Here is a 9,378-nt window from a genome sequence, read left to right as displayed (position 1 = left end):
CCTCCCTTTCCCTAACGGAGTCATCCGACTAATTGAGCCACACCGTTTAAACAATCTTGCCAAGCAACGTAAAACTCCCGGCCTGGTGGACCGGGAGTCTGTAGCGTTTTAAAATAAGCCGTCAGCGGCCGCGCGTTTAACGCTTAGGCGTCAGCTTCTTCGCCTGCGCGGGCTTTGTTTTACATTGCTGCATCACGTCGGCCGGAGTCTGGTAGCCCAGCGCGTTGGGTTTGGTTGTAATCGTACCCGGCTTGGCGCCAATGGAAATTAAATAATCGTAGATTTCTTTATTGCAAGCCTGCGCCGCAAACCCGATAGGCGTGCTTAACGTAAGGCTGACGCCCGGCTTTTGGGCTTTATATTCCAACATCATCGCCAAACGCCCTTCTTGGCGCGCCAGCGTTACCAGATGTTTGAGCATCTCCATATCCTGATTTTCCACCGCAATATGGAACACGTTTCCTTTGTTGGGCGCGGCTTCAAACAGGCGGGCGGCATTATCCCACAGCAAATCCACCATCGCAATCTGTCCGTTTTCCACGGCCACCAAAAGCGGCGTTTCGCCGGCTTTATTCTTTTTAAATACGGCCGCTTTGTTAGACGCCAGCACCTTCTTGGCCAGCTCCTCGTTTCCGTTGGCGGCGGCGGTAAAAATATCGTCTTCCGTTACGGGTTTGGCTTTCTGTCCGCTCATCGCCGGAAGTTCGCGTCCCTCGGCTTTGGCCTGGGCAATCAGCGCGGCGTTATCCTGTTCAATCACGCTGTTTTTGACTTCAATGGGATCCTTATTAAACCATTGGAGAATCTGACCGCGTTTGTTTTTTTCCGCAATGCGGTACGGGACCAGGCCGTCTTTGGCGGCAATTGTCGGGTCCGCGTCGGCGGCCAGCAGGCGGCGCACCACTTCTTCATACCCTTTGGCGGCGCCCCAGTACAAAGCCGTCTGGCCCAAATTGTTCTGCATATTTACGTCCAGCGGGGCCTGCATCGTCTGCGGTTTTAACAGTTCGGAAATAACTTTAGGGTGATTGTAGCGGGCGGCGTAAATAAGCGCGGTGTTGCCGTCGTTATTGGCGGCGTTGACGTCCGCGCGGTACGCCATTAAAGACTGTACGCTCGGAATGTCCCCCAACGAGGCCGAAATAATCAGCGGCGTGTTGCCTTTTTCATTTTTAACGTTCGGGTCCACTCCGCCTTTGAGCATGGCCAGCACGCCCATCGGATTCTTTTTGGCCGACGCGCGGAACAGATAATCGGCGCTTAAACCTTCGCGCACGCCGCTGGAAAGGAACAAGTCAATAAATTCGGCTTTCTGCTTTTCAAGCGCGAGGAACATCGGCGAATGGTTATAATTGTTGGTGGCGTTGATATCCGCCCCCGAATAGACCAGCAGGCGGGTGATTTCCGGATGGTCGCCGTAGAGGCTTCTTAACAAGGCGGTGTCGCGGTTAAACGCGTTGACTTTATTGACGTCCGCGCCCGAGAGAATCAGCTGCTGTACGGCTTCCAGGTTGCCCAATGTGGCGGCGGCCACAATCAGCGGGTCGCCTTTACTGTTGACGATGTTTACATCGTTTCGCGCCTGATTATTTAAGACATCCAAAAAAGTCTGGATATCGTTTTTTTGAAGGGCGGCGGTGGCTTCGTCCGCGATTTCGGTGGGAGTTTTTACGACGACGATTTTGTCAAACTTACCGCCTTTTGCGCCCGGCGTATACCCGCTTTTAAAAGTAAAAGCAAGCATCACCAGCACCGGCACCGCGGCCACTACGGCCAGGGTGACAAGCGGCTTCTTCGTCAGGACAGAAAACGCTTCCGGAAGCTTTTTCTCCGACGGAACGGTAATTCTGGTGGAGTTCTTCTTTTTCGGAAGCATAATCGTCCTCTTCTGTTATTTTTTCATCCGCTCAAAAGCGGCTTGCGCGGCGGCCTGCTCGGCCAGTTTTTTATTGCGGCCTTTGCCGGTGCCCAGCTCTTTTCCGTCCAGGCTGACGCGTACGGTAAACGTCTTGTCGTGCTCCGGGCCGACGGTTTGGATAACCTCGTACGACGGAGTATGCTGCCCGCGCTTTTGCAGGTATTCCTGCAGAAGGCTCTTAAAATCCTGCGCGTCCTGCGCGAGCTTCTGGGTTTTAACCCACGGCAGAATCACCGCTTCCGCGGCCGCATAGCCGCCGTCAATATAAACGGCGCCGATGACGGCTTCCACCGCGTTGGAGATAATACTGTCGCGCTCTCTTCCGCCGGTGGCCAGCTCGCCGTGACCCAGGCTCATATACCGGCCCAGCTCCAGCTGTTTGCCCCAAAGATACAGGTTGCGTCTTGAAACTAAGTTAGACTTAATTTTAGAAAGCACTCCCTCTTCTACATGAGGGCATTGGTTGTAGATGTAATCCGCAACAATGGCTCCTAATATACTGTCCCCCAGGAATTCCAGGCGCTCGTTATGTTTGGCGCTTCTGTGTTCCCCGGCAAAAGACTTATGAGTGAGTGCTTCCTTTAAAACGGCCTTATCTTTAAAGCTATATCCAATGATATGCTCTATATCCGTGTACACGTTTATTTTTTGGCGTTCTGTTCAATATAATCAACGGCTTCGCCGACGGTTTTGATTTTTTCGGCTTTTTCATCCGGGATTTCGATGTCGAATTCTTCTTCCAGAGCCATGATAAGTTCCACCGTATCCAAGGAATCGGCGCCCAAATCATTGACGAACTGAGCTTCCGGTTTCACCTGATCGGCTTCTACGCCCAACTGTTCCACGATGATATTTTTCACTCTTTCTTGCACGTTTTCTACAGACATTTTAGTCCTCCGATAATTAAAGGGGCTTCCCCTTGTTTACGTATTTTGTAAATTAAATATAAAGCCCGCCATTGACGGCGAGGATATGCCCCGTGATGTACGAAGCATCTTCGCTGGCCAAGAACATTACTGCCTTGGCGATATCCTGCGTCTTAGCAAATCTTTTAAGCGGCACGGCTTCCAACGCCTTTGCCTTTACGTCTTCCGGGAGGGCGTCCGTCATAGCGGTCTGCACGAACCCGGGGGCCACCGCGTTGACGCGCACGCCGCGGGAACCGAATTCCTTCGCGAACGTTTTGGTCAGCCCGATGATGCCCGCCTTGCTGGCCACATAATTGGCCTGGCCGGCGTTGCCCATTTCCCCCACGACGGAAGAAATGTTGACGATGTTGCCGCTTCTTTTCTTAAACATCACTTTCAAAGCGGCTTTGGACATTAAAAACGTCCCTTTCAAATTGACGGCGATGACGTCGTCCCAATCCTGCTCGCTCATGCGCACGGTCAGGTTGTCTTTGGTAATGCCCGCATTGTTGACGAGCACGTCCAGCGAGCCCAGCGTTTTTACCGCGTTTTCCACAAAAGAATCGCAGTCCGCCGCCAGAGAAACGTTCACTTTTTGCGTAAACACTTTTACGCCGTGCGTTTCCAGCGTTTTGGCGGCCTGGGCAAGGGCTTCTTCGTTCGTGCCGCAGACGGCCAGGTTGGCCCCCGCGGCGGCAAACGCTTCGGCAATCGCAAGGCCGATGCCGCGCGTCGCGCCGGTAATCATGACGTTCTTGCCTTTAAAGTCGGCCATTAGGCGTCCTCCTGCTGGATTTCTTTTTCAATCGCGTCAAAAGTGGGCTTTAAAGCGGCCATTTTGGCGGCAATATCGCCGATAAAATCTTTTTCCACCAGCCGCGCCGCCGTTTTAAGGGCGTTGTAGATGGCGAAATCGTTGGATTTGCCGTGGGAAATAATCGCCACCCCGTTCACCCCCACCAGGGGAGCGCCGCCGTAGCAGTCCGGGTTGGTATGGTCCTTCACGGCCTTAAAGGCCCCTTTGGAAAGCAGCGCGCCCAAAAGCGCCAGCGGGCGTTTTTTAACTTCGCGCTTAATCATATTCATCATCGTTTTGGCGAGGCCTTCGGCCATCTTCAGCACGATGTTTCCCACAAATCCGTCGCAAACGATCACGTCCGTGTCGCCGGTGTTGACGTCGCGGCCTTCCACGGTGCCTTTAAAGTTTACGCCGATTTCGCGCATATGCGGAATGGTGTGTTTGACCAAAAAGTTGCCTTTCGTTTCTTCTTCGCCGATGGACAGTACGCCCACAGACGGAGCCGGAATGTCAAACACTTTTTGCATATACGCCGAACCCATCACCGCAAACTGCAGCAGGTGAATCGGTTTGCAGTCGGCGTTGGCGCCGCCGTCCAGCAACAGGCTTACGCCTTTGTAGGTGGGCATGGGCGTGGCGATGGCCGGGCGCTGGACGCCTTTAATGCGTCCCATCCCGAACAGCGCCGCCACCATAGCCGCGCCGGAATGGCCGGCGGAAACGAACGCGTCGGCCTGGCCTCTGCGGACCAGGTTGGCGCATACGACGATGCTGGCGTCTTTCTTACTGCGGCATTCTTTGGCGGGTTCCGCGCCCATATCAATGGTGTCGGGAGCGTGGACGATGGAAATATTCTTAGGCACGTCCGCGCGGCCGAGCGCCCTGAGCTCCCGGCGCAGCACAGCTTCGTCCCCCACCAAGATCACCTCTATATTCAGGTTCTTGGCGGCTTTCAAAGCACCCAACACGTTGGGCTTTGCGCCGTAGTCTCCGCCTAATGCGTCCAGGGCTATTTTCATAACGAACCGTTATTTGGCTTCGGGCTCTTCGGCTTTGGTTTTCTGGGCCACGACCACTCTGTCTTTATAAAAACCGCAGGTCGGGCAGACGTTGTGCGGCAGTCTGGGAGATTTGCAATTCGGGCAGGCCACGAGCTGCGGCAATTCTACTCCGGAATTGTTGGATCTTCTCATGTCCCGGCGGGAACGAGTGTGTTTTTTCTTTGGATTGGGCATTGGTCTAACTCCTGTTCTTTACTCTAGTAAAATTCAAATGAATTCTTACTTAAATTTTCCTTTCAGCTCGGCGAAAGGAGACAAATTTACCGGCTTGCATCCGCACGGGGCGGCGTTTAAATCCTTCCCGCACTGGGGGCACAAGCCCTTGCAGTCGGGCTTGCAAAGAAAACGGATTTCTTCAGTCAAAGCCAGCGTTTGCCTTACAAGTAACATTATATCAATTATTTCCGACTTGTTGCTATATGTTTCCAAAAACTCTTCGGCAAAATTCTGCCTGGCGGTTTGAAGGCAGCGGGCGCACTGCACTTCGCGTTCGCCCGAAATAACGCCGCGCGCCAGAATCTCGTTCGTGGCGACGGAGAACGAAAGCTTCACGCTGACTTGGGTGATTTTATTGGGTGCGGCGAATACGTCCTCAAAGTATTTGGGGCTCAGCTGCGCGGTGCAGTCCAGCCCGCCCATACGAAGGATGTCAGCCGTCTTAAACTGCAGGTCCTGCGGAACGTCGTAATCTCTGTAAAACGAATTTTCACTCATATTATATATTTTAGCACATAAACAAGCTTTGCGCCCGATACGCTAACGCGTAAAGCCCTTGCTCTCCCATTTGCGGCTTTTCCAGCGGCGTTCAAACACCACAGCGCGGATGTTTTCATCCAGCGCCATGGCCAGCCAAATGCCGTTAAGCCCCCACCCCCACCAAATGCCCAGCACATAGGCCAAAAGCGTAGCCACGCCCCACATCACGATAATCCCGGTAATAAACGGATACATCACGTCCCCCGCCGCGTTAAGGGAATTGACCGACGTAATGTTTACCGCGCGGCCGATTTCCAGCAGTACGTCAATATAAAGGATGGACGCGCCCATCGCGATGATCTCCGGGTTGGTGGAAAGCAGTTTAAAAATGTTGGTGCCCACGAGAGCAGTCAGCACCGAAATGCAGACGGTAACAATCATTGCGAGTTTAATGGAGTATTTTTCTACCGAGAAGGCCGCATTGTCGCGGTCCTCGCCGATTAAGTGCCCGATGGATATCGCCGCCCCCTGCCCGATGGCGACGGAAAACACGTACGAAAACATCACAATGCTCATCGCATAGGTGCGCGCGGTCAGCGCGGCGGTGCCCAGCATCACGGAAAAATACGTAATCACCACCTGCGAAAAATTGTACGACACCTGCTCCCCCGCCGCTGGCAGGCCGATAATCATCAGGTTTTTAATTTTGTCCCACGGGAAAGGTTTAAAGTATTTAAGCGGCGGCACAGGGGCCACTTTTTTAAACAGAATATACGTCAGCAGAACTACTGCCACCAGACGGCTGACGGCCGTGGAAATCCCCGCGCCGGTAATACCCAGGCGCGGCGCGCCGCCGTTTCCAAAAATCAGGAAATAGTTGCCGATGACGTTAATAATGTTGATAAGAAGCGTAACGAACATCGGGTAATAGGCTTTGTTGTGGCTTCTTAAAATGGCGGAAAGCGTCATGGCGATGGCCTGCAAAAAAGAAAACCCGCCCACCAGCGTCATATACGACACGCCGTAGCCGATTAAATTCTCATCCAGCCCCATCAGCCGCAGAGACTGCGGCGCAAAAAAGTACAGCCCCGCGCTGACAAACACCCCCATCACCAGGTTCACCAGCAGCGATACGCCGATTACCTGCGCCACGTTTTTCCCCTGCCGCGCGCCCAAATACTGCGAGCACAGCACCGAAGTGCCCAGCGTGGTAATGCCGTACAAAATAAACACCAGGTTGAGCAGCTGGTTCACCACGCCGCCGGCGGCGACAGTTGCGTCCGAATACCGGCTAAGCATAAACACGTCGGTCGCGCCGGTGAGCATAATCAGCAGCGTTTCAACAAAAATAGGACTGGTAAGATTAAATAATTTCTTGCGGACAATCCGGCGGGGTTTTTTAGCGGTATTACTTTTTTTCATTCTCGGCTGCAAACTGTTTTTCCAGCTTCCTCACATCAATCATTCCACTGCCCTGGGCGATATCGGGCACGCCCGGCACTTTTACGGCCGCGGCCTTCAACGCGGTTTTCACTTCATCCACCGTCGGGTAACGGCCGTTTTTCTTTTTAAATCCTTCCACCGCAAGCGCGGCCGCCGCGCTGACAAAGCCCGCCGCGGCCGACGTGCCGCTCATCAGCGTATAGCCGCCGTCCGAAGCCGCCGTATAAACGCGGTCGCCAGGGGCGATAAACTCCACTTCCGGCCCGTACGAAGACTGCGGGTAAACGGACGCGCCGTCCGAAGCAAGCGCCCCTACGGCAATAACGGTGGACAAGGTGCCCGGATAAAATACGCCCGGGAAACCGTAATTGCCGGCGGGAGACACAATCGTCACGCCCGAGTCGTGCGCGCGGTTGATGGCGTTTGTAAGCGCCGCAAAACCGCCGCCGGACACGCCGTAGCTTAAATTCAAAACGGCTATTTTATCGTCGGGGTGTTCTTCATTATATTTTAAAAGCGCGTTGACCGCTGCCGCGGCCGCCTGCGGGCCGATTAAGCGGCTGCCGTCGTCAATCTTATACACCACGATGGACGCTTCCGGCGCAATCCCGATAAAGCGCACGCCGCGCGCGCCGATAATGCCGGCCACGCCCGTGCCGTGGTTTTTTAAATCGCTCAGTCCCCCCGACATGGTAAAATCCTGCCCCATGATGTGTTTGCCGTTAAATTCGGGATGGGACGTTATGCCGCTGTCCGCCACCGCCACTTTTACGCCTTTTCCGGTCAGCTTTTTATCAGCCGGATAATAGCGGTAGGCCCAAAAGTTGTCAAACGCTTCGGGCGCGGGGGTTTGGTCCACCCACGAAAATTCGCCCGTCTCGCTGATGCGCAGATTCGTCGGCCCCAACAGCACCGTGTCCGCCCGCAGAACCGGGGCGGACAGCAGAAAAAGCGCCATCAGCGGGAAAAAGTGTTTCATTATAAATTAACTTTTTTGATAATCGGCCGCAGGACCGACGCAAACGGATGCGCGCTGACCTGAAGCGCGGGCGCCGTCTGGCGGCGTTTTAAATCGGCCTGGTTTACGCGCGTCAGCACGTCCGCGGCCACCGCGGCTTTGACGCGGAACTTTTTAGCGATTTCTTCCGCCGTCAGGCCGTCTTCCAAATAAGCGCGGAGCATTTTATCCAGCACGGAATAAGGCGGGAGCTGGTCTTCGTCTTTTTGGTTGGGGCTGAGCTCCGAGGTAGGCGCGCGCTCAATAATGCCGCGCGGGATAATTTCGCCGCCGCGGTTTAAATACTCGGCCAATTCGTAAATTTCGCTTTTGTACAAATCCCCGATGGGCTGCAAACAGCCGCCCGCGTCCCCGTACAGCACAAAGGAACCCACGGCGCATTCGCTTTTGTCGTCGGTGGAAATCAACATGGCGTTGTATTCGCCCGCCAGTGCGCCCAAAATAGTCGTGCGCAGGCGGGACTGGAGCTCCTGCTCCGTCGCGTCTTTCGGGTGCGAAACAATGTGGGCCACGGCTTCTTTCACCGCCCCCAGCACGGGCATGACGCCCACTTCTTCCAGATTCACGCCCAGCGCGCGGGCCAGCTGCCCGGCCAGCGTTTTGCTTAAATCGCTGGTGCAGTACGACGGAAGGGATACGCAGTACACGCTTTCCCCGCCCAGCGCTTTCGCCGCCAAAGCGGCCGTAAAGGCCGAGTCAATCCCGCCGCTTACGCCGAACATCACTTTATCCATCCCGCTTTTGTGCACGTAATCGCGCAGGCCGAAAGCCAGCGCGTCAAACAATTCGCCCTGCACCGGCACTTTATACGACACGGATTCGTATTTGGCGGTTAAATCAAAGGTAAGCACCTGCTCGCGGAAAAGCTCGCCGAGCAGTACCAGCGCGCCTTTTTTGTCGGCGGCGGCCAAGAGGCCGTCAAAAATCATTCCGTCCCCGCCGCCCAGCAGGTTGCATAACAGGGAAGGCGCGGCGTATTTTTTGGCAAACTTTTTAAGCGCGTCCAAGCGCGGAGAAACATTCCCCTTTAAATAAGGCCGCGCCACCGCAAAAAGCACGGCGTCCGCATCCGGGTCCGCCTGGGCGTTTTCCGGCGCGTCCAAAACAATTTGGAGTTTTTGGCCTTTAAAGTCCACCGTTTCGGTGTCAAAAATTTTGGTGATTTTTCCTTTATATATAAACGCGGCCGCGGTGGCGGACTGGCCCTGCAGGCGGTCCATATAGCCCAGCACGACGGCGGTTTCTTTCGTCTCTTTTGCAATTTCTTTTAAGGCCGACTGGTTCTGCGCCAGCAAACGTTTGTCGTCAAACAAATCATACAGCGGGCAGCCGCACAGCGCGGCCTCCGGCAGCACCAGCAAATCCGCCTTGGGGGCCGGGGCGCGCAGGAGTTCCAGCACGCGCGCGGTATTGCCGGCGGTATCCGCCGCCAAGGGGTTAAAAGAAGCCAGGTTTATTTTCATAAATCACCTCTTATTATTATTTTACCACTTTCTAATCTGCTTTTTGCGTGAAAAAAACGGGTTAAAATTGCT

Annotated in this window: 10 protein-coding genes; all 10 read right to left on the bottom strand. The window is 54.5% G+C overall.

Features of this window, described 5'->3' with window-relative positions; translation table 11 throughout:
• Nucleotides 1–136 precede the first annotated feature (136 nt).
• Genes ACQY36_RS05375 through nadE form a run of 10 tightly spaced genes read right to left on the bottom strand, consistent with a single transcriptional unit; the run spans nucleotide 137 to nucleotide 9,306 of the window.
• On the bottom strand, nucleotides 137–1,876 hold the full coding sequence (locus ACQY36_RS05375) for an ankyrin repeat domain-containing protein (protein WP_428071197.1): 1,740 nt from the start codon (nucleotides 1,874–1,876) through the stop codon (nucleotides 137–139).
• Between the two features lie 15 nt (nucleotides 1,877–1,891).
• A complete protein-coding gene (gene rnc / locus ACQY36_RS05370) occupies nucleotides 1,892–2,557 on the bottom strand; it encodes a ribonuclease III (RefSeq protein ID WP_428056694.1) in 666 nt (221 codons plus the stop codon).
• 2 nt (nucleotides 2,558–2,559) lie between these two features.
• A complete protein-coding gene (gene acpP / locus ACQY36_RS05365) occupies nucleotides 2,560–2,805 on the bottom strand; it encodes an acyl carrier protein (protein WP_428056695.1) in 246 nt (81 codons plus the stop codon).
• Nucleotides 2,806–2,857: 52 nt separating this feature from the next.
• Nucleotides 2,858–3,601, bottom strand: coding sequence for a 3-oxoacyl-[acyl-carrier-protein] reductase (gene fabG, locus ACQY36_RS05360; RefSeq protein ID WP_428071201.1), 744 nt, complete (start codon nucleotides 3,599–3,601; stop codon nucleotides 2,858–2,860).
• On the bottom strand, nucleotides 3,601–4,644 hold the full coding sequence (gene plsX / locus ACQY36_RS05355) for a phosphate acyltransferase PlsX (RefSeq protein WP_428056697.1): 1,044 nt from the start codon (nucleotides 4,642–4,644) through the stop codon (nucleotides 3,601–3,603). The genes fabG and plsX overlap by 1 nt, the downstream gene beginning before the upstream one ends.
• Nucleotides 4,645–4,653: 9 nt before the next feature.
• Entirely contained in the window at nucleotides 4,654–4,860 is a 207-nt protein-coding gene (rpmF, locus tag ACQY36_RS05350) for a 50S ribosomal protein L32 (RefSeq protein ID WP_428056698.1), read from the bottom strand.
• A 45-nt stretch (nucleotides 4,861–4,905) separates the two neighbouring features.
• Nucleotides 4,906–5,400 carry a YceD family protein gene (locus ACQY36_RS05345; RefSeq protein WP_428056699.1) on the bottom strand — a complete coding sequence of 165 codons (495 nt, stop codon included), beginning with the start codon at nucleotides 5,398–5,400 and terminating at the stop codon, nucleotides 4,906–4,908.
• Nucleotides 5,401–5,442: 42 nt separating this feature from the next.
• Nucleotides 5,443–6,804, bottom strand: coding sequence for an MATE family efflux transporter (locus ACQY36_RS05340; RefSeq protein ID WP_428078187.1), 1,362 nt, complete (start codon nucleotides 6,802–6,804; stop codon nucleotides 5,443–5,445).
• Nucleotides 6,791–7,804 carry a S8 family serine peptidase gene (locus ACQY36_RS05335; RefSeq protein WP_428078185.1) on the bottom strand — a complete coding sequence of 338 codons (1,014 nt, stop codon included), beginning with the start codon at nucleotides 7,802–7,804 and terminating at the stop codon, nucleotides 6,791–6,793. The genes ACQY36_RS05340 and ACQY36_RS05335 overlap by 14 nt, the downstream gene beginning before the upstream one ends.
• Entirely contained in the window at nucleotides 7,804–9,306 is a 1,503-nt protein-coding gene (gene nadE / locus ACQY36_RS05330) for an NAD(+) synthase (RefSeq protein WP_428071208.1), read from the bottom strand. Before nadE ends, ACQY36_RS05335 begins: the two co-directional genes overlap by 1 nt.
• Nucleotides 9,307–9,378: the final 72 nt, after the last annotated feature.

This window comes from Candidatus Avelusimicrobium alvi (assembly GCF_958451995.1).
In the GTDB taxonomy this organism is placed as follows: domain Bacteria; phylum Elusimicrobiota; class Elusimicrobia; order Elusimicrobiales; family Elusimicrobiaceae; genus Avelusimicrobium; species Avelusimicrobium alvi.
The sequence above is the reverse complement of the archived record's forward strand: the minus strand, read 5'-3'. Positions and strand labels throughout refer to the sequence as shown.

What these genes read in the sequence shown, in the direction of transcription:
- plsX (WP_428056697.1), bottom strand. Translation starts at nt 4,644, where the DNA reads ATGAAAATAGCCCTGGACGCATTAGGCGGAGACTACGGCGCAAAGCCC.
- ACQY36_RS05375 (WP_428071197.1), bottom strand. Translation starts at nt 1,876, where the DNA reads ATGCTTCCGAAAAAGAAGAACTCCACCAGAATTACCGTTCCGTCGGAG.
- ACQY36_RS05345 (WP_428056699.1), bottom strand. Translation starts at nt 5,400, where the DNA reads ATGAGTGAAAATTCGTTTTACAGAGATTACGACGTTCCGCAGGACCTG.
- fabG (WP_428071201.1), bottom strand. Translation starts at nt 3,601, where the DNA reads ATGGCCGACTTTAAAGGCAAGAACGTCATGATTACCGGCGCGACGCGC.
- rpmF (WP_428056698.1), bottom strand. Translation starts at nt 4,860, where the DNA reads ATGCCCAATCCAAAGAAAAAACACACTCGTTCCCGCCGGGACATGAGA.
- acpP (WP_428056695.1), bottom strand. Translation starts at nt 2,805, where the DNA reads ATGTCTGTAGAAAACGTGCAAGAAAGAGTGAAAAATATCATCGTGGAA.
- ACQY36_RS05340 (WP_428078187.1), bottom strand. Translation starts at nt 6,804, where the DNA reads ATGAAAAAAAGTAATACCGCTAAAAAACCCCGCCGGATTGTCCGCAAG.
- nadE (WP_428071208.1), bottom strand. Translation starts at nt 9,306, where the DNA reads ATGAAAATAAACCTGGCTTCTTTTAACCCCTTGGCGGCGGATACCGCC.
- ACQY36_RS05335 (WP_428078185.1), bottom strand. Translation starts at nt 7,804, where the DNA reads ATGAAACACTTTTTCCCGCTGATGGCGCTTTTTCTGCTGTCCGCCCCG.